Genomic DNA, 19,797 nt, shown 5'->3' on the forward strand with positions numbered 1-19,797 from the left:
TCTATCCTTTAATTTCTAATTAGGTGTGACATATAATTCAACCGAAGCTGTATTTATCACTTTACCAGATTGGAGCAACTTACACTCCATGGAGTATACACCAGATATTTCTGGCGGAAATAGAGGGAACCAAATGCTATCCACACTATTATAATGTTCGCGTCTAATCTCTGTTAAGTTCGAATCAAACACTGTCATATCAATTTCAAAACATTCACTTGTTTTATTCAACACAATAATTCGGCGGAGATGTATCGGTCCTGAGGTTAGAGCAAACGATGGCATTGAAAATAAAAATCTCTCTTTATCTATGAGTAAAAATAAAGGCATAACCATCTCACCTTTTGTTTCTATTTCAGTAGACCTAACTTTTTCCAAACCTTCTCTATATGCTATTATTTTATCAGAGCCTTTTATTATCTCATTGGTACCATTTTCTGGAGAATCATAGTAATTTTGAAAATCAAATTCTGATGGAATCACATCACATGGCCAGTCAGATGGGTTTCCAGGCCAAGAGAAACATTTATACTCTTTAGAGGAAAAATTATTTGGGAAATAAAAACTAGCAATATTGAAATAAGTACTCCATTCATCCACACCCTGATTTCTTTTATCTTTCAAATACTTACCATATATCTCATTCACCAACTTTTTATTGATAACTTGAGGCATGTGTGATGAGTAAGCTTTGGTATGGAATCCAAATGACTTCAATAGCTGGGCCGTTTTTAAAAGGCCATTATCATAACTACTTCTATTTGGATAACTACCTAACCAGGATTTAAGTGAATTGTAATAATAATAGCTGTTATGAGTATTATTTTCTCTGAAGTAACTTTCGTCTATCTCATTAATAGCAATATAATCATCATCAGATGCGATAAAATTATTTTTTATAATCGAATGATTATAAAGGGTCCTTCTTAAAATAGTATTTCTTTCTTGATGGTCAAATATCTCATTAGCACTGCTAGCTAAAATATCCTCATCACAAAGGACGTATGAAGAAAAACCTAAATTAACAATTTCAGAATCAAACTCTTTAGCATATTCTTTACTCGTCAAAACAACAATCTCATCAATAAACTTCATATTATCTTTTAGAGATTTAATGCTTAACTTGAATTTATTTATATCTATAGAAATATAAACAGCCTGGGTTATCTTATCGTCAAAAGAGTAATTGATTACATTATTTTCTATTTCATCTATTTTAGATGTAATAGAATTAGCCACTGTTTTCCAAGAGGTATATTTAAAATCTGCTGCCTTACGTTTTAAGTCAGAATAAAAATAAGCCGAATGGATCACATTTTCTAACGCCGACTCGAGTTCTACAGTGTTATTTAGGTCAAAAACAAATGCAGACTGGCCGACAACTTCAGGTAACGCACCGCCATTCGATACAATGGTTGCAGCCCCAAAAGACAATGCCTCCATCGCAGGAAGACCATAACCTTCATAAAAAGAGGTAGTAACATAAGCACGACATTTTTTATATAAAAGTGCAAGTTCTTCATCACTCGCGTCATTTAGCCAAATTATATCTTTATTGTATCTAGGATGGGACGTTAGTTCTTCTATAAATTCATCTATATTCCAACCCTTGTGGCCAACTATAACAAGATTTGTTTTTCCATTATTTATTTTTAAGAATGAAGAAAGCAATAATTCATAATTCTTTCTTGGTTCGAGAGTACCCACAGCAAGTAAAAACTCATCCTTTAGCACATGTTCAAGTTTTTTATTGATATTAGATAGCTTATTTGTATCTATTTCCTCATGTACAGGCAAAGGCCCCAAATCGATAACAGACCCATCTTTAGATACACCAATAAAAGTCTGACTAAGATCATCAATTTCCGTTTTGACAAAATTAGAAATAGAGAATATATAATCGCTATACGCAATCTTAGCATAGAATGCCTCGATGTAACTTATTACTGTATTTTTATGAGACCATGCCGAGTTTACTATAGGTACACTATCATAATGTAAGTTATATATCCTTACGCCATTTTTTTTGAGACTCTCATAAAGAACCGTTCTATTAACACCATCACTCCATGCAGCATCAATATCAAAAAAAACATCTCCTGCTTTTAATTCACTATATTTTAGCGTTCGTAATTCACACTCATCATCATATATAGCTTGATTGATGGTGTCATAACCAGCGATTAATTTAAAACTTGAAGATTCATTATCAAATGTAATAAACTTATAATTATCATTAGCTGAAAATAGCTCACTTAAAGTTACAACAACACGTTGAATTCCAGTTCGACGCTTACTTTGGAATGTACTAGTAATATTGACATAAATCATAAATCACACCATTCTTTTAAATTATCTCCAGAAACTTTTCTATATTCTTCACTTTGCTGTATCAGCATACATAAATGTTTAACTGGTTTACTCATAATAATTTTATTTTCTGGCATTCTTTTTAACAAAACCATATATAGTGCTGTTGCGGCAGCTTCATCTACAATATTTTCTGGGAAAATATCGTTAAGAGATACTTTACGATATAACGCCTCTTGGATTTTTAAAATCCAAGCATCTGTTCCTAAAGGAAGACTAAGTTCTAAATGTTGAAATCCATCTGAGTTAATAACATCTTTAATATAATTAAGGTAATGATCCGTCGATATCATATTTTGATGGTTAGCCGCAGCAACTAATTCAAAATGATTAAGTTTATTTAAGTTCTTAATTGATTCATCTGACTTATCATTATTTACTGATTTACTCTTTACAGTCTGAGCTTCCAATATTTTTTTTAATTGTCTGTCAAACACAAGTTCATTGAATTTATTCTTTAGAAAACTCGCACTTTTGGGGCTTAATTTATTTAACAATAGGTATGCGTTTACTATAACCTTATTCTCTTTAAAATTAATAAATTTTAATTTGAGTAAGCTATTTTTATTTTTTGGCTTATTTGAATTGTTAGATCTTATATTTTTTATAGTTGATGACATAACTCTTAATGGTGCTGTATATTTCCATGACCTGCTACTATATATAAGTTCCACCCTCTTTTCTAACATGGATATTTCATGCTTTCTTCTTTCACTTATAAGCCTAACTTCTGATGAAATACTTTGTATTTTATTATTTAACTCTTCAAATTTTGACTCAATTCTTTTATCATAAAGACGGGATAACACCTCTAAATTATATCCTGCTTTGTCTCCTAAGATCTTATTTATATCAAGATCTACAGAGTTTTGATCTTTCTTTTGTGCAATTACCGCATAATCAAAACTAACCCCTGTTATAACATCATGTAAGCCATAATTTTTCTTTTCCAGTAATCCTTCTGGATGCTGCAATCTCATAATATAATTATTCTCCAGCCCATAGTATCCACAGATAAAGCTCAGTAAAAGAGCAGGTATAGGTTTGTTATGAGTAGGGTCAAGATAGAAATTATTTGTTCCTACTATTAAATTTTCTGGATTGGGTGTTTCTAAAATGAGAACTCCACCCGGTTTGAGTACACGAATAGCATTATCAATGACAGTGCATAAATCGTCGAATGCTAGATGCTCTACAATATGAAAAGCTGTTATGATATGATAGCTATCTGTTCCACAAGCTTGTAAAAAAGAAATTATATCTGCATTTTCAACAGTAAGATCTCTAATTCTACACTCACTAAGCATTGAGTCATCCAAATCAATACCAAGTGTTTCAACGCCTAGCTCAGTGAGTAGTGACATCCACTCCCCTCGACCGCAGCCAAGATCTAGAGAATTGACGCTTCCATACTCTTCTTTCATTTTTTTAATTAAAGGAGAATACGTTCTTAACCTAAGCTTAATTGAAGCTTGTGAACCTCTATACTTATCTTCAAATGCACGATAGAAATTTGCCATTATTTGCTATACTCAACGATTGGGGGTATCCAAGAAGAACCAACAAAAATATTTTTATATGTGTTAACAACAGAAAATATAAATGCTAGATATTTCCATTCATAATTTTTACTTAAATGGTTATGTCCCATATGAGCAGCAACAGAAATAGAATAGTTACCCTCGCCAATATTGGCATCAAATGTAAATTTATAACGTATAGTTTCACCCGCGATAACTTTATCTATTACATTCGAATAGTAATAAGTATTCGTGCCAAAAATCTCCTCACCTAATCTATTCTTTATTAAGTAGCTAACACAAAGATCTTTCAAGTCTTGTTTCGCATCTAGCACAATATTTAGAACGATGCGCTGACCAACTGAAATAACTTCTATTGGCTTACCATAAATGTCAAGAATATTTACCTCTTTAAATATAGCGTCACCATTTCCAGAAATAGTCTGAACACTTCCATTATAAATATTTTGTGATGCAGTCACGTTTTGACTATTTTCAGACAGTAATTCATTGTTGTAATCGAGGACCATCTCAGGGTCTCCTTCCATTATTTTTTCACCTTTGGCAAGCAAAATAACTTTATCACAAATATTTTGAATCGCTTGCTTATCATGAGAAACAATAAGTAGGGTTGTGTCTTGCCTCTTAAATTCCTTAATCCGCTCAAAACTTTTATGTTGGAAATACGCATCACCAACAGAGAGAGCCTCATCAATTATAAGTACATCGGTACTTATTGCCGTAGCAACACTAAATGCAAGCCTTACTTGCATGCCGCTTGAATATACTCTAATGGCCGGATCAATGTAGTCCCCGATTTCAGAAAATTCTATTATTTCAGGCATTAACTTTTCAATTTCGGAAACACTTAATCCAAGAAGTTGGTCTGAAATAAAAACATTTTGTCTACCGGTAAAATCTGGATGAAATCCCATTCCTAGTTCTAAAAGAGCAGCTACACGACCTCTAATTATTACATTCCCTTCAGTTGAAGATGTCGTGGCTGTAATTAATTTTAATAAAGTGCTTTTTCCCGCACCATTTATACCGACTGACTCACCTGGATTAATATTAAAATCAACATTTCTAAGAACCCATTTGAGAGTATGATATTTATTTGGGAGAATCCACTCTTTAAGCCGACTTAGCTTTATCGGATACTGCTTATAAGCTTTGCCTAAGTTTTTGACTGATACTGAACTAATCATAATTCGTCTACAATATCTTTACTATACTTTCTAAATAAACTTAAACCCAGTATGGAAAGTATCACTTTAGCTATTATTGATGGAAGTAGATTACTTAATAATGGAATTTCACCTGAGACAAATATTTTTTGTGCTGAAATAACCAAGCCGGTTAATGGATGATAGTGAATGATGTTTCTCACCCATAAAGGCAATATAGATATAGGGTAAACTATAGGCGTGAGCCAAAACCAAAATTTTAGCACTACGATTATAAATTGCCCAACATCTCGAAAAAAAATTTAGCACAGCAATAATCATTCCAAAACTAACGAAGAATAAAAACATTATTACTGTTACTGGAACTATATATAATATAAAAAATCCATGTAAACTATTAGACAGCATAAGAAAGATTAAGAATATAAATTATATCAGGGCAAAATTAACAGCACTTGTTACTAATATTATTGACGATAAGAATATTTTTTGGAAATTTATTTTTCATTATATTTGCATTACGTAGAAAAACTGTCACACTTTTTGTGATCACTTCGGAAAATAAGTTCAATAGTATTATCCCGGAACATAGATAAATACCATATACAATACTACTTGGATTACCTGGCAATTTAGCTTTCATTATTGTGGAGAAAACCATTGTATATACAAGTATTAGTGATAATAGCTGTATAACAAGCCAAAGAGAACCTAGAATACTGGATTGGTATCTAGATTGAAACTCTCGTCTTGCAGAACCGATTATGTACCCTCTATAACGATAGATCGCCAATAACATCTCTTTCACTATTATTCCCCAACCAATAATTCTAACATCTCTTTAGTTTTATTATTCATTAAGACCTCGTCACCTAAAGACTCAATATTCAAACGTACTACCGGTTCTGTATTCGACGTCCTTAAATTGAACCGCCAGTCACTGTACTCAATACTGATGCCATCAGTAAGATCGACATACTCGGCATCGGGTTCGTAAATAGCCCTAATCTTAGCAATACAACCTCTAGCATCAGTTAATTTACGGTTAATCTCACCTGAGGCAGGAAATGCTTTCATTCGGTCGCCGACAAGTTGGCTTAAAGACATATTTTTGACGCAAAGTAATTCGGCCACTAACAACCAAGGAATCATGCCGCTATCACAATATGAAAAATCTCTAAAATAGTGGTGTGCACTCATTTCTCCACCATATACGGCATCTTCTTTTCGCATTCTTTCCTTAATAAACGCATGTCCTGTTTTCGACATAACAGGAATACCACCCGCTTTTTCGACGATATCTATCGTATTCCACGTCAATCTAGGATCATGAATGATTTTTGCACCAGGCTCTTTTTTTAGAAAAGCTTCAGCTAACAGACCAACAATATAATACCCTTCAATAAATTGCCCATTCTCATCGAAGAAGAAGCATCTATCGAAATCACCATCAAATGCAATTCCCATGTCTGCGTCTGATTCAACAACAGATTTTGCAGTATCTGCACGACATTCAGGTAATAAGGGATTAGGAATACCATTGGGGAAATTGCCATCAGGCTGATGGTGAACTTTTATGAATTCGACAGGAACATGTGCAGCAGAAAAACGCTTTTCAATTTCATCAATAACATGTCCGGCAGCACCATTACCAGAATTTATTGCCAACTTCAAAGGGCGAGTAAAGTTTTTAAAGTCAACATAGCCCATTAAGTGATCAACGTACTCATTGAGAATCGAGATCTTCTTATAACGTCCTCTTTTACGGGGGTCTGGTGTAGAGAAGTCATTTACTTCAGCAAGTTTTTGGATATCACGTAACCCCGTATCACCACTAATAGGTTTTGCATCTTCCCGCACCAGCTTCATGCCATTATAGTTCATTGGATTATGGCTGGCAGTTACTTCGATACCACCATCAACTCCTAGGTGAAAAGTGGCGAAATAAATTTCCTCTGTTCCACTTAGACCAATATCTAGGACATCACTGCCAGAGTCCATTAGTCCTTCTGCTAATGCCATCTTTAATGATTCACTGGTTAAGCGGACATCGCCACCGACAACAATAGTTTTAGGTTTTAAATATTCACCAAAAGCCCGGCCAATACGGTAAGCAATATCTTCATTCAATTCTGAACCTAATTGACCACGGATATCGTAAGCTTTAAAACATGTTAAGGTATTCATTGTTTCCTCTAAATCAGCAACGGCCGTAATGGTCTTTAATTCTAATAATATCGTCATCACCCAAGTAAGATCCTGACTGAACTTCAATCAATTCAAGTGGAATTTTACCTGGATTTTCTAGCATATGAAGAGAACCAATAGGAATGAATGTAGACTGGTTTTCTGTGATTAAGAATGTTTTGTCCCCAATCGTTACTTTTGCCGTACCCGATAACACAATCCAATGTTCTGCACGATGATGATGCATCTGCATAGAGAACGCGCCACCGGGCTTAACAGTAATTCGGTTGACATTGAAACGCTGTTCATTAACCACGATGTCACAACGACCCCAAGGCCGGTAGGTTTCTCTGTGGCGGCGGTATTCACTACGCTTAGTTTGTTTAAGGTGTTCAACAATCTTTTTAACATCTTGCACTTTCGATTTATCGACTACCAATACTGCATCTTTAGTACTGACAATAACTAAATTATCTACACCCACCGCAGCTACTAATTTTTCATCAGTATTGATATAGCAATTCTGTGTATCGTGTAAGAATATGTCACCCGTTACGGCATTGCCCGAGTTATCTTTCTTGCTGACATCCCATAATGCGGACCAGGAACCAACATCACTCCAGCCCGCATCAAGTGGCACAACAACGGCATTGCTGGTTTGCTCCATTACGGCATAATCAATTGACTCATCCGGGCAAGCGCTGAATCGATCTTTATCAATAGTGATGAAGTCTTTATCTGAATCCGAATCTTTGATTGCTGCTTTGCAAGCATCAAGAATATCTGGTCTGAATTTTTCCAGCTCTTGTATATACCGTTTGGCGCGGAACATAAACATACCACTGTTCCAGTAGTACTCCCCTGAATTGATGTATTGTTCTGCAGTATCTAAATTAGGTTTTTCAACAAAGCGCTTAACTTTAAAAGCTTCAGAAATATCAGTAACGGTCGCATCACCTCGCTGAATGTAACCATAACCGGTTTCCGGGCCTGTCGGCACAATTCCGAAAGTGACCAAACAGTCTTTTTTAGCAAATGGGATAGCGCGGGCAATAGCCTGGTGGAAGGCGTCGCAGTTATTAATAATATGATCGGCTGCCAACACCAACATTATTGGGTCATCGCCTTGGGAGATAGCATTTAGCGCAGCTAGGGCTATGGCGGGAGCAGTGTTACGTCCAACGGGTTCCAGAATAATATTATGCGATAATTTGTTAATTTGTCTTAACTGCTCTGCGACCAAGAAACGATGTTCTTCATTGCAAATCACAACCGGTTCTCTGACGGAAATTCCCTCTAAACGATTCACTGTCTCCTGAAGCATCGAATTCACCCCGTGCAAGCGTAAAAATTGCTTAGGATAAAGTTCTCTTGACATCGGCCACAAGCGACTGCCTGTTCCACCAGCCATAATTACTGGAAGTAGCATCATATATCCTTAATCACCATACAGTTGCGAACTAATTAGTGCCATGTTTCAAATGAGAATAGCTACTATTCATATTGAAATAATAATCAAATTAATTAATTATTTTAGCAACGCTACCGCCCTTGGCTTTACAGCTACCAATAGCGAACTACTCATATTCGCAGCGCTTAAGTGCATTGTGAGCTTATACACTATGACGCTATTGAGTTGGTCAAAATATACTCACATAATCATTTTTGATAATTATCCATTATATAACATTAATTTAAACTAGGAAATGTCTGTTAGTTTCCCACTATTTTCCATAAACACCCTTTTGTAGTTATAGCTTGTTTTCAGTTGGTTACATTTTTTTATTTTTTATTTACCCTAAAAAACTTTTTTAAAATATCATCCATTTCTTATATTTATATTTGAAAATCCCATGATTTGAGCCCATCATTCACATAAGTGACATAACTCTCAGAAATAAAAGGTGAAATTGGATATATGGAATGGATCGCAGATCCTACTATTTGGGCGGGGCTGGCAACGCTGGTTGTGCTCGAAATTGTATTGGGTATTGACAACCTAATATTTATTGCCATTTTGGCAGAAAAACTTCCTCGACATCAAAGGGATAAAGCCAGAGTCACTGGTTTACTCTGCGCATTGTTGATGCGCCTAGTGCTACTGGCCTGCATCTCGTGGTTAGCCACATTAACCACTCCATTGGTTACTCTTTCTGGACATCCATTCAGTGCCCGTGACTTGATTATGCTCGTCGGGGGGATATTCCTGCTCTTCAAAGCCACCATGGAGCTTAATGAGCGCCTTGAGGGCAAGGACCATCAGCAGAACCAGCAACGCAAAGGCGCGCGATTCTGGCCCGTTGTGGCGCAGATTGTGGTGTTGGATGCCATATTCTCACTCGACTCGGTGATTACCGCCGTCGGTATGGTGGATCACCTCGCAGTGATGATGGCGGCAGTCTGTATAGCGATTGGCCTGATGTTATTGGCCAGCAAACCACTGACTCGCTTCGTGAATGCCCATCCAACCATTGTCATTCTGTGTTTGAGCTTCTTACTGATGATCGGTTTTAGCTTAGTGGCTGAAGGTTTTGGCTACCATATTCCGAAAGGGTATCTGTACGCCGCCATTGGTTTCTCCGTAATCATTGAATCACTGAATCAGTTTGCTCAATTCAATCGTCGTCGCTTCCTGTCGACGGTACGTCCACTACGTGAAAGAACCGCAGAAGCCGTGCTGCGCATGCTGAGTGGCAAACACGAAGAGGCAGAGCTGGATAACCACACCGCCAACTTGATAGCAGACAGTAGCAGTGGCGGTCAGGAGGTATTCAATGAGCAGGAACGCCGGATGATCGAGCGGGTATTGGGGCTGGCGCAGCGTACCGTCAGTAGCATCATGACATCACGCCATGATGTTGAGTATCTGGACCTTAACGATCCACCGGAAAAGCTGACTCAGTTACTGACGAAAAATCTGCATACGCGAATTGTCGTCACTGAAGATAGTTCAACGGATGAGCCGCTGGGTGTTATTCACGTCATTGATTTATTGAAGCAGCAGTTATCAGGTGAAAAGCTCGATTTGCGGGCGCTAATTCACCAGCCATTGATTTTCCCGGAACAAGTTTCACTGCTGATGGCATTGGAACAATTTCGTCAGGCGCAGACCCACTTTGCCTTTGTGGTCGATGAGTTCGGCTCCATCGAAGGGGTGGTTACTCTGACCGATGTGATGGAGACGATTGCCGGCAATCTGCCAGTGGCAGGTGAAGAATTGGATGCCCGCCACGATATCCAGCAAACTGAGGATGGCTGCTGGATTGCGAATGGTTATATGCCACTGGAAGATTTGGTGCTCTATCTGCCACTGCCGATCAATGATAAGCGCGAGTACCACACCTTGGCCGGATTATTGATGGAGTACAGCCAGCGAATACCTGAGGTGGGCGAACAGCTGAAGATTGGTGACTATCTGTTTGAGCCACTGGAAGTGAACAGCCATCGTATCTTGAAGGTGAAGATAACACCGCTGAAAGCGCCAGACCCTGATTACGAAGTGTAGTTGGCTGGCCGTTAAATTAAGCCTAAAAAACAGATAAAAAAGCCGGGCAGCTTTTTGGGAGTGTAGTTCATATCGCTCCCGGCTTTATGATTGGGCCCACCGATATTATAAGTGCACAGGCACCAGAATTTCTGTCGCCACAATCACCACCACCAGCCCCACCAGCACCGGCACAGAAGTGCGCTTCACCACTTCAAAAGGTGATATTTTTGCCATACCGGCTACCGCTACCACAACACCCGAAACTGGGGATAAAGTCCGACCCAAATTTGAGGCTTGCAGCATCGGGATAACCAGATAGGCCGGATTTATACCCATTTGGGCCGCCAGTTTCGGGATCAATTCCACGAATGCATAAAACGGCGCATTACCTGAACCGGTTGTCATGGCCGCCAGCATAGTGATCACCACCAGTACCAGCATCATAATAATGCCACCGGTACCAAAAGATTGGGCCAATCCAATCAGGCCGCTGATAAAGCCAACAGTGCTGAGCCCCTGTGCAAATACCCCTGCGGCGACCAACAGCATCACCACTGTGGCGAATGCATCAGCCATACCGCGATAAGCGACTTCAAGGCCGGTAAATACGGTCTTTGCGCTGAAACTGCGGATGAACTCAATCACAGCGGCAACCAACATACAGATCACCAAGACGGTGATGATATGCAGCTCTGGCCCCCACTTGCCATCAAAGATCAGCACACCAATAATCGGTGTGAAAGGCAAAATGGCATAAAAGGCAGGTGCATTAGTGGTGATGTCGTTGACATCCATCATCTCATGCTTTTCCTGGCTTTTATTATCCAGATAGCGCTGCCAGAAGAAGTGGGCGATAGCCATGCAGACAATCGCGGCAATAGAGATGGGTAAGGTGGTTTTAAAGGCGAAATCGACCAGTGGCATTTCAGAAGCTTTCGCCGCCAATACTACATCGCCTGAGGTCGGAGCCAGAATAATTGCCGCGGGTGAGGCGCAAATTGCCGCTGCCGCACCACGACTGATGCCCACATTGACCATGACCGGGAACAGTGTCGCCATTAACAGCACGCCTAGCCCCGTTGCAGATGACACCGCCAAAGACATCAAGCAGGCCACAATATAAGCCGCTACCATCAGTAAATAAGGGGAGTTGATCATTTGCAGTGGTTTAGACGCAATCTTGACCACGACATCATTTGCCCCGATATGTGTCATATAAGCGGCAAAACCGCATAACATCATGATCATCATGCCGAGATCGCCACCACGACTCATCAGCAGGATTTTGACATACTCGACGATATCCGTCGCACGCCAACCCGTTGAGGTCGCACTCGCTGGCAATACGTTTTTGCCCATCAAGGCGCTGATAATTAATAGCAGCAAACCACCGACCATCAGCACACCTGTTGCTGAATAGCCTTTAATGATATAGCGGCCTACGCCAACGGCCACTACAATCCCAATCAAAAGATCTAACATATAGCCTCTCTCACCGAATACTCGCCTGTTGCTGTGTATACCCTGTATTTTTGGCGCTGCAATCCTGTTCGCGGTGCGCCAATTACTTCAGGTATAAGTCATTATTATTATTGAAACGCAGAAATAGCTCTGCACTCTGCCCAAAGTCCATGGGCGAGTTTATGACATCTATCAATTATTCGCAGAGATTTTAGAAACAAATATCAGTTTGTGAGCAGAAGGGAGAATTTTATGTTTAGAACAACGAGATTGGCGAACAAAAATACAACACAGATATAACAAAAAACCCGATAAGCCGCGATACCTATCGGGGATGATTAATACTTTAAAGCTTATCGATCAGCTTTTTAAGATCCTTACTACCACGACTCTGCTGATTACGTTCCGCCCAGTCGTTGAGTGCTTTTTTAGCGCGCTGCTGTAATTCACCACGCAACAGTTGCTCGACATTCAATTGGTAGCTGAGCTGAGTCCATGGCCCATATATACGCAGTGGAATATCCGTATTTTGTAATAGCTTGACCAAGTTATCTTGACCACTCCAACCTTGCAGCACCCGCACAGCCAGGTTCATATCACATTGTTGTGCCGGTAAATTAAGCGCCCCGCTACCTTTAATGGAGATCAGCTCAGAATCCGCGGTGAGATTACTGATTTTCATCGCCCCACGATTCAGGGCCAAATTCGCTTGCAGCTCTTTAACCTCAGTGTAGCGCTCGTAGCGGTCTTGACCTTTAATATCACTTGAGCTGCGAGTAACCGCTTGTTGAATAAGCTGCTGGATATTCAATCCTTCCAACCGCGCATTATTCATGCTGAGCTGCGCATCACCTTTCCAACGGCGGTTGAATGACTCAACGTTGAGACCATCCCCAGACAACTGCGCTTGTAGGGAGAATTTACCCGTCATGACTGCCGGTAAACCCGCAGCCTGTAACACCGGTCCCAGTTCCATGTGATTTATCACGGGCTTGACACTTGCCAGCACCTTCTTACCTGTCACATCCAGTGATCCAGGCAGCGAAAAATCACCGCCCAACCCACTGCCAGTTAAACGGGTAATTTGTACGTCGCCGCGCTGATTTGACCCTTGCAGATTCAATTGATTGACGGTAATCGCACGATATACCAGGTTATTCGCAGTGATCGAGATTTGTGCGTTGAAGTCGCGTAACGCCTGCAAATCCTGCCCGACATCTTCATCTGCTTGAATCGCGATAACAGGAGCTGCTACAGTCGGCTGCTTGCCCGTATCCTTACTGACGGTGGCACTTTTCGGTTCCCAACCAAAGATAGTATCCAGATTGAGATTATCAGCTGCGAGATTGATGACATAATCGGGGACGTCGCCCAGAGTGGCTTTGGCACTCCCCGTCAACTGGTTGTTATTAGCCGAGAAACTCAGTTGGTTTAACAATAGTTGCTGAATATCATGTTGATAGCTGGCTTGTAATGTCCCTTCACCACTCACGCCACCGACAGGAATATCCGCACCTTCCAATTTGTAGGTGAATTGGCTGATATTGGCGCTGAATTGCTGCGGGTAATGGCGCATATCGGCATCCGCAACCATGGAAAAAGTGACATCCCGCTGATTACGATTAACACGGCTGGAGAGGGAGATATATACTTGGCGCTGATCGTCTTGTTTCAGTTCAAGATTGAGATCGCGGACATTGACCTGGTCATTATCTGTTCGTTGCCAAATCAGCAGGCTATCAGCTATCTGGACTTTATTGATATCGAGCTTCCAGGCGCGGTGCTCATTGACGGACGTACTGCCGGATGGCGCGACGGGAGCTCCAGGCAGCTGTTGAGCCTCACTCTCTGGTGTTAAGCGAATGACAGCCCCTTTCAGCATCACCTGTTTTACATCCAGTTGATGTGACAGCAGCGGCCACAGTTTGACATCGAGGCGCATGTTCTCAGCGCTGACAACTGGCGCTGTCGCACCTGGTGCGGTCAGTGCAGTTCGGCCAACAATGATGCTGAGTTGTGGCCAAACATGCCAACGTAAGTCACCTTCCAGTTGTAGGTGATAACCACTTTTCTTTTCTACCTGTTTGACCATGTAAGCGCGAAAATCATTAGGATTAACTAACAATACTAATGCGCTCATTCCCGCCACGATGACAACCAGCAGGATAACTAACGTTGTCAGCAATCGTCTCATGACATCCTCTTGTCTAAACAAGCTAAAAAGTCTAAACAGGCTGAAAATTCAGCAATAAATGGCTAGTCCTTATCTATCCTACTGGCCACAGCGCCCTGTTGACCCCGGTATTTTGCATCCTGACGGCTATTATATGGGCGAGCCGCAGGACCGGAGAGCGGTTCAAAACTCAGAGCGCCAATAAGCATTCCTGGGCGCAGTGCCAACGGCAATTTACCTGAATTATAGAACTCCAGCACAATCTTGCCTTGCCAGCCGGGATCAATTCGATGTGCCGTCACATGTACCATCAACCCAAGTCGGGCCAATGAAGAACGGCCATCAAGCCAGCCGACCAGATCATCGGGAATAGTCACTGACTCCAACGTCACCGCTAGCGCCAACTCCCCCGGATGCAGGAAGAATGCCTCCCCTTCTGGTAGATTGATCTCATCACTCATGACTCGCTCTAGTGCGGCGCTGACTTCATCTTTCGGGCCGCTTAAGTCAATGAATGCCGCGGTGTGACCGGTGAAAACACGAAACTGATTGCCTAAGCGAACATCGACCGTGGCACCATTGATACGTTCTACCGGGGGACGAGGATCAATACCTAATTTACCGCTGTCCAGCCAGGCTTCTATGTCACGATCGCACAGTCTCATTGCTAAAATCTCCATCAAAATTCACATGTTACAGCTTGCATACTACGAAAACTGCCATATTAAGAAGCAAAGGTCCAGACGAACATTACTCAAAGAACTGACTGATTTTCGCTTTTAGAATATCGATCGCAATTCGGTTCTTGCCGCCGCGCGGAACAATAATGTCAGCGTATTGTTTGGAAGGTTCTATAAATTGCAGGAACATTGGTCGTACCGTTTTCTGGTATTGAGCCATCACTGAGTCCATCGAGCGGCCGCGTTCATTAACATCACGCTTCATACGGCGCATCAGACAGATATCCAATGGGGTGTCGACAAAGATTGAGAAGTTCATCTCCTGACGCAGGCGAATATCGGTCAGCAGCAAGATCCCTTCCAGAATAATGACTTTTTTCGGTTCTAAATGGACAGTCTCTTTTTTGCGGGTGTGTTCAGTGTAACTGTAAAGCGGCAGCTCAACGGACTTACCCGCTTTCAACGATTGCAAGTGCTCCAGCAATAAGTTGTGGTCCATGGCGCTAGGGTGGTCGTAGTTGGTTTTAACCCGCTCTTCCATCGACAGATGACTCTGGTCTTTGTAATAACCATCTTCAGGGATGACACCGATATGTTGGTCACCGACTTGATCGCGCAATTCACGATACAAGGTGCTGGCAATGAGACTTTTCCCGGAGGCAGAGGCACCTGCTATCCCAATAATGACGCACTGGTGTGCTTTGTCAGTCATAAAATTAAAGACCTGATTACGAAGTGTGAGGGGGAGACAAAGCACGCAAGGTGCTTCGAGCGCGCCAATTATAAGGAGTAAGCCAGTTCGATGCCAGCCCTATACCCTGCGTACTTGAAATTACAGCGGTGTTGGCTGCACTCATTTGCCCGAATCACTGACTGGTGTCAGCTCATCGGGACGCATTCGTTTGCCGCCTACCTGTAATTCCAATAACTTTGGGTAATCCCTGCGTACTTGAAATTACAGCGGTGTTGGCTGCACTCATTTGCCCGAATCACTGACTGGTGTCAGCTCATCGGGACGCATTCGTTTGCCGCCTACCTGTAATTCCAATAACTTTGGGTAATCCCTGCGTACTGGAAATTACAGCGGTGTTGGCTGCTGCAATTCCAACAACGTCGATATATAACTAATGCCGCTCTTATACTGCGCGGAATGAGATTTCGGTTGGGATCGCTTCACCTTGCCAGTACATTTCTGCGGCCACATTGGATGCCAACTGGCGATAAATGTCCGCAAACTCACTGTCAGGATGGCTCACAACAGTAGGTTCGCCACGATCCAGGTCTTCACGCAGTGAGATATGCAGTGGGATTTGGCCCAACAGCTTGCAATGGTATTTCTGCGCCAGTTTCTCTGCACCGCCAGTGCCAAAAATAGGCTCCAGATGGCCGCAATTACTGCAAATATGCATGCTCATATTTTCCACGATACCCAACACCGGCACATGAACTTTCTCGAACATCACAATGCCCTTCATGGCATCGATCAAGGCGATGTCTTGGGGGGTGGTCACCACCAGCGCGCCGGTCACCGGAATGTTTTGTGACAGTGTCAGTTGGATATCACCGGTACCCGGCGGCATATCAATCACCAGATAATCCAGATCCGGCCATAAGGTATCTTGCAGCATCTGCATCAAAGCTTTACTGGCCATTGGGCCGCGCCACACCATGGCGTTCTCGTCAGTCACCAGATAACCGATAGAGTTCGTCGCCAGACCATGGGCGATAATCGGAGCCATGTGCTTACCATCAGGTGAGGTTGGCCGCTGATTCATGGTGCCCAGCATGTTCGGGATCGAAGGGCCATAGATATCAGCATCCAGAATACCGACTTTCGCCCCCTCCTCCGCCAATGCCAGCGCCAGGTTCACCGCGGTGCTCGATTTCCCTACGCCGCCTTTGCCGGAGCTAACCGCCAGAATATTACGCACCCCTTTGATGCCCGGCTGGTCATTGGCGCGCTTCAGCGTGGTGATGTTGTGGGACAACTTCCAGTCAATGGCTTTTGCGCCCGTCACAGCCAGCAGCTCTTCGCTGACGGTCTCCTTTAATACGTCAAAACCAAACTGCCAGGCAAAAGGCATCACCAGCTCGATATGGAGCACATTGTCCAATAAAGCACAGTGATGGATGGCACGCAGCGTGCCGAGATCCTTTTGCAGGGTTGGGTGAGTAAAGGCGCTAAGCACCTTTGAAATTTGTGATTGCAGCAGATCAGCGGTGGTCTGCTCAGGGGATTTAGGGCTCATCCCGGCTCCTTGAATTTATCGTTATTAACCTATGGATAATATCAATAGTGTACCAGAACTCATTAGCGCCTGTGTGGGCCGAATAGAGAGAAAATCGGCTCAGGCCACATAACCGTCAAGGTTCATAACCAAATAGACTGAAAATAGGTGAAAACGTATTCGTTATGACTTAAGGCAAGATGCCTGCTGCCTTACCCTAGCGGCAAACCAGCTTATCGGTTAACATCAAAGACCCTTTAATCGACATAAAGAAAGCAATTTCCCACTATGGCTCAAGTCGCGAAAAAAATATTGGTGACGTGCGCGCTACCATACGCTAACGGTTCTATTCATCTCGGCCACATGCTCGAGCACATCCAGGCAGACATCTGGGTCCGTTTCCAGCGAATGCGCGGCAACCAGGTTCATTTTATCTGTGCAGATGATGCTCACGGCACCCCAATCATGCTGAAAGCTCAGCAACTGGGTATCGAACCGGAGCAGATGATCGCCGAAATGAGCCAGGAGCACCAACAGGATTTCGCCGGTTTCGCTATCAGTTATGATAACTATCACTCCACCCACAGTGATGAAAACCGTGAACTGTCGAGCCTGATATACAGCCGCCTGAAGGCAAACGGCTATATCAAAAATCGCACAATTTCTCAGCTCTATGATCCTGAGAAAGGCATGTTCCTGCCCGATCGTTTTGTTAAAGGCACCTGTCCTAAGTGTAAAGCGCCAGATCAATACGGCGATAACTGCGAAGTCTGCGGCGCGACTTACAGCCCGACTGAACTTATCGATCCGAAATCTGCCGTCTCCGGTGCGACACCAGTGATGCGCGAATCTGAGCATTTCTTCTTCGATCTGCCTGCGTTCAGCGACATGCTGCAAGCCTGGACACGCTCCGGCGCACTGCAAGAGCAAGTGGCCAACAAAATGCAGGAGTGGTTTGAATCAGGTCTGCAACAGTGGGATATCACGCGCGACGCGCCCTATTTCGGTTTTGAAGTGCCGGATGCGCCGGGTAAATATTTCTACGTGTGGCTAGATGCCCCTATCGGTTACATGGGCGCATTTAAAAACCTGTGTGACAAACGGGGTGATTTGGACTTTGATGAGTTCTGGCGTGAAGGCTCTGAAACCGATCTATATCACTTCATCGGTAAAGACATCGTTTACTTCCATAGCCTGTTCTGGCCGGCGATGCTGGAAGGCAGTCACTTCCGCAAGCCCACCAACCTGTTCGTCCATGGTTATGTCACGGTAAACGGCGCAAAAATGTCGAAATCCCGTGGCACATTCATCAAAGCAGGCACTTACCTGAAGCATCTGGATGCAGATTGCCTACGTTATTACTATGCCGCGAAGCTCTCTTCCCGCATTGATGATATCGATTTGAATCTGGAAGATTTCGTCCAGCGCGTTAACGCCGACATCGTCAACAAAGTGGTGAATCTGGCCTCCCGTAACGCCGGCTTTATCAACAAACGTTTTGCGGGCAAGTTAGCCGACCAGTTGGCAGACCCAGCGCTGTATAAAACCTTCACTGATGCGGCTGTCAGCATTGCTGATGCCTATAACAGCCGTGAATCAAGTAAAGCCATCCGTGAAATCATGGCGCTGGCTGATGTTGCCAACCGCTATATTGATGAGCAAGCACCGTGGGTAGTGGCGAAAGAAGAGGGCCGAGATGCCGAGCTGCAAGCCATCTGCTCCATGGGCATCAACTTGTTCCGCGTGCTGATGACTTATCTGAAACCGGTATTGCCAGCCCTCAATGAGCGTACTGAGGCTTTCCTCAATACCGAATTGACGTGGGATAGCATTGAACAACCGCTGCTGGGCCATCAGATTAGTGCCTTTAAAGCGCTGTTTAACCGTATCGATTTGGACAAGGTGAACGAGATGGTTGCCTCTTCTAAAGAAGATATGGCCGCAGCCGTGGTGGCAACGGGCCCATTAGCCGATGACCCGATTCAGGAAGTTATCAGTTTCGATGATTTTGCTAAAGTGGATATGCGTATCGCGCTGATTCAACAAGCCGAATTTGTCGAAGGCTCGGATAAGTTACTGAAACTGACACTGGATATTGGTGGCGAAACCCGTCAGGTATTCTCCGGTATTCGCTCGGCGTACCCTGATCCAAAAGTGTTGGAAGGGCGTTTGACCATGATGGTGGCCAACTTGGCTCCACGCAAAATGCGCTTCGGTATTTCTGAAGGTATGGTGATGGCAGCAGGCCCTGGTGGCAAGGATATCTTCCTGCTCAGCCCAGACGCTGGTGCTCAGCCGGGTATGCAAGTGAAGTAAAATAAAGTGATTCTATCATTATGCCGATGAGGGAAACCTGATCGGCATTTTTTTTGCCTCTTCCCGCCATGGTTATCAGTGGCTCCCGTCACCCGCCCCTTGAGTCTCCCCTGCCCTCATCTTTACCGCTTATTTAAGCCATCCAAACTAAAAGATATAACGCGATCCAAAAATTCATAACAAAGTTA

General features: G+C 42.8%; 12 protein-coding genes. 2 read left to right on the forward strand and 10 right to left on the reverse strand.

The features are described 5' to 3' along the window. Window positions 1–15: 15 nt before the first annotated feature. The 5 genes from ACZ76_RS01910 to ACZ76_RS01930 form a co-directional block, all read right to left on the reverse strand. Window positions 16–2,331, reverse strand: coding sequence for a glycosyltransferase family 4 protein (locus ACZ76_RS01910; RefSeq protein ID WP_048616300.1), 2,316 nt, complete (start codon window positions 2,329–2,331; stop codon window positions 16–18). Further along, window positions 2,328–3,890 (reverse strand): class I SAM-dependent methyltransferase, encoded by a 1,563-nt coding sequence (locus ACZ76_RS01915; protein WP_048616302.1) that lies wholly within the window; start codon window positions 3,888–3,890, stop codon window positions 2,328–2,330. Before ACZ76_RS01915 ends, ACZ76_RS01910 begins: the two co-directional genes overlap by 4 nt. Continuing rightward, window positions 3,890–5,095 carry an ABC transporter ATP-binding protein gene (locus ACZ76_RS01920; protein WP_048620154.1) on the reverse strand — a complete coding sequence of 402 codons (1,206 nt, stop codon included), beginning with the start codon at window positions 5,093–5,095 and terminating at the stop codon, window positions 3,890–3,892. Before ACZ76_RS01920 ends, ACZ76_RS01915 begins: the two co-directional genes overlap by 1 nt. Before the next feature lie 792 nt (window positions 5,096–5,887). Then, the gene (gene cpsG, locus ACZ76_RS01925; RefSeq protein WP_048620155.1) at window positions 5,888–7,264 is read right to left on the reverse strand and encodes a phosphomannomutase CpsG; all 1,377 of its coding nucleotides are present in this window, start codon (window positions 7,262–7,264) and stop codon (window positions 5,888–5,890) included. A gap of 13 nt (window positions 7,265–7,277) precedes the next feature. Further along, entirely contained in the window at window positions 7,278–8,693 is a 1,416-nt protein-coding gene (locus ACZ76_RS01930) for a mannose-1-phosphate guanylyltransferase/mannose-6-phosphate isomerase (RefSeq protein ID WP_048616303.1), read from the reverse strand. A 489-nt stretch (window positions 8,694–9,182) separates the two neighbouring features. Here ACZ76_RS01930 and ACZ76_RS01935 point away from each other — a divergent pair, with 489 nt between their 5' ends. Next, on the forward strand, window positions 9,183–10,769 hold the full coding sequence (locus ACZ76_RS01935; protein WP_048616305.1) for a TerC family protein: 1,587 nt from the start codon (window positions 9,183–9,185) through the stop codon (window positions 10,767–10,769). 105 nt (window positions 10,770–10,874) lie between these two features. Here ACZ76_RS01935 and dcuC read toward each other — a convergent pair whose 3' ends face one another. The 5 genes from dcuC to apbC all read right to left on the reverse strand — a co-directional run bounded on the left by dcuC (window position 10,875) and on the right by apbC (window position 17,314). Then, window positions 10,875–12,233, reverse strand: a complete 1,359-nt coding sequence (gene dcuC / locus ACZ76_RS01940) for an anaerobic C4-dicarboxylate transporter DcuC (protein WP_005277334.1) — start codon at window positions 12,231–12,233, stop codon at window positions 10,875–10,877. 325 nt (window positions 12,234–12,558) lie between these two features. Next, on the reverse strand, window positions 12,559–14,406 hold the full coding sequence (gene asmA, locus ACZ76_RS01945; protein WP_048616307.1) for an outer membrane assembly protein AsmA: 1,848 nt from the start codon (window positions 14,404–14,406) through the stop codon (window positions 12,559–12,561). Between the two features lie 62 nt (window positions 14,407–14,468). After that, on the reverse strand, window positions 14,469–15,050 hold the full coding sequence (dcd, locus tag ACZ76_RS01950; RefSeq protein WP_032813097.1) for a dCTP deaminase: 582 nt from the start codon (window positions 15,048–15,050) through the stop codon (window positions 14,469–14,471). Between the two features lie 85 nt (window positions 15,051–15,135). Further along, entirely contained in the window at window positions 15,136–15,777 is a 642-nt protein-coding gene (gene udk / locus ACZ76_RS01955; protein ID WP_005277347.1) for a uridine kinase, read from the reverse strand. A gap of 424 nt (window positions 15,778–16,201) precedes the next feature. Then, window positions 16,202–17,314, reverse strand: a complete 1,113-nt coding sequence (apbC, locus tag ACZ76_RS01960; protein ID WP_048616309.1) for an iron-sulfur cluster carrier protein ApbC — start codon at window positions 17,312–17,314, stop codon at window positions 16,202–16,204. A 267-nt stretch (window positions 17,315–17,581) separates the two neighbouring features. On the opposite strand from apbC, the gene metG reads away from it, so the two are divergent. Beyond that, complete coding sequence (gene metG, locus ACZ76_RS01965; protein ID WP_048616311.1) at window positions 17,582–19,609, forward strand: methionine--tRNA ligase; 2,028 nt, start codon at window positions 17,582–17,584, stop codon at window positions 19,607–19,609. Window positions 19,610–19,797 lie beyond the last annotated feature (188 nt).

Source organism: Yersinia aleksiciae (genome assembly GCF_001047675.1).
GTDB classification, from domain to species: Bacteria; Pseudomonadota; Gammaproteobacteria; order Enterobacterales; family Enterobacteriaceae; genus Yersinia; species Yersinia aleksiciae.

What these genes read in the sequence shown, in the direction of transcription:
- dcuC (WP_005277334.1), bottom strand. Translation starts at nt 12,233, where the DNA reads ATGTTAGATCTTTTGATTGGGATTGTAGTGGCCGTTGGCGTAGGCCGC.
- cpsG (WP_048620155.1), bottom strand. Translation starts at nt 7,264, where the DNA reads ATGAATACCTTAACATGTTTTAAAGCTTACGATATCCGTGGTCAATTA.
- udk (WP_005277347.1), bottom strand. Translation starts at nt 15,777, where the DNA reads ATGACTGACAAAGCACACCAGTGCGTCATTATTGGGATAGCAGGTGCC.
- asmA (WP_048616307.1), bottom strand. Translation starts at nt 14,406, where the DNA reads ATGAGACGATTGCTGACAACGTTAGTTATCCTGCTGGTTGTCATCGTG.
- metG (WP_048616311.1), top strand. Translation starts at nt 17,582, where the DNA reads ATGGCTCAAGTCGCGAAAAAAATATTGGTGACGTGCGCGCTACCATAC.
- ACZ76_RS01935 (WP_048616305.1), top strand. Translation starts at nt 9,183, where the DNA reads ATGGAATGGATCGCAGATCCTACTATTTGGGCGGGGCTGGCAACGCTG.
- ACZ76_RS01930 (WP_048616303.1), bottom strand. Translation starts at nt 8,693, where the DNA reads ATGCTACTTCCAGTAATTATGGCTGGTGGAACAGGCAGTCGCTTGTGG.
- ACZ76_RS01915 (WP_048616302.1), bottom strand. Translation starts at nt 3,890, where the DNA reads ATGGCAAATTTCTATCGTGCATTTGAAGATAAGTATAGAGGTTCACAA.
- ACZ76_RS01910 (WP_048616300.1), bottom strand. Translation starts at nt 2,331, where the DNA reads ATGATTTATGTCAATATTACTAGTACATTCCAAAGTAAGCGTCGAACT.
- apbC (WP_048616309.1), bottom strand. Translation starts at nt 17,314, where the DNA reads ATGAGCCCTAAATCCCCTGAGCAGACCACCGCTGATCTGCTGCAATCA.
- dcd (WP_032813097.1), bottom strand. Translation starts at nt 15,050, where the DNA reads ATGAGACTGTGCGATCGTGACATAGAAGCCTGGCTGGACAGCGGTAAA.